At 46.6% G+C, this 1,057-nt stretch carries 1 protein-coding gene; it reads left to right on the top strand.

The features are described from left to right. Positions 1-75 precede the first annotated feature (75 nt). On the top strand, positions 76-1,057 hold a 982-nt coding region (locus R7P72_RS25980; RefSeq protein WP_318111127.1), incomplete at its 3' end, for a putative 2-aminoethylphosphonate ABC transporter ATP-binding protein.

Genomic DNA, 1,057 nt, shown 5'->3' with positions numbered 1-1,057 from the left:
TTCTGGCTATAAATTTGTCATTGGAACGTAACACACAAAAACTAAAGTTGGTATATACCATTTGGAGTGTGTGTTATGTCAATTAACCAACCTTATCTGAACATTAAAAATGTAGTGAAACAATTCGGACAGTTCACGGCATTAAAGCAAATCTCACTGGCGATCGAAAAGGGCGAGTTCGTTTGTTTTTTAGGCCCTTCTGGCTGCGGTAAAACTACGTTATTACGTGCCATTGCAGGTTTAGATCTACCTACTTCTGGCGCGATTTTTCAAAACGGCCAAGAGACCACATTTCTACCACCAGAAAAGCGTGATTTCGGCATTGTGTTTCAGTCTTACGCGCTGTTTCCAAACCTCACCGTGCAAGAGAACATTGCGGTGGGTTTGAAAAACCAAGGTATGTCAACCAAAGAGGCGCTGGAGAAAGTAGAGCAGTGGCTAGAAACGATAGGCTTACCAACCTCAGGGCAGAAGTTTCCTAACCAGTTGTCGGGCGGTCAGCAACAACGTGTGGCGTTAGCGCGAGCGCTTGCTTTATCTCCGGGACTGCTTCTTCTTGATGAACCTTTATCTGCGTTGGACGCGAAAGTACGTGTTCACTTACGTGATGAAATTTGTAAGCTGCAACGAAAGCTGGGCATCACTACCATTATGGTTACGCACGATCAGGATGAGGCGCTTTCGATGGCAGATCGAATTGTGGTGATGAACCATGGCGTAATTGAGCAAGTCGGCACGCCTCAAGAAATCTACCAACAACCGGCAACGCGCTTTGTGGCCGAGTTTGTCGGCAGCATGAATTTTATCGAGACATCTGTTGTGACCGAATCTCAGGTGCGTATTGCTGAGACTCTACTGCCAGCACCAAGTTTAACCAATCGTAAGGTTCAACGTGGTGACCGCTTTGATTTGGCGGTACGTCCCGAAAACATCAAGTTTGTCGAAAACTACCGCAACTCGCTGCCTGTACGCATTACCGCTACCGAGTTTTTGGGCGCATTTTTCCGCGTGGATTGTGAGCTACAAAACGACAGCCAAGCGAAACCAATCGTTGTTG

Origin of the sequence: Vibrio sp. Vb0888 (assembly GCF_033338835.1) — a bacterium.
Lineage (GTDB): Bacteria > Pseudomonadota > Gammaproteobacteria > Enterobacterales > Vibrionaceae > Vibrio > Vibrio alginolyticus.
Note: the sequence above shows the minus strand (reverse complement) of the source record. Positions and strands in the feature narration are given on the sequence as shown.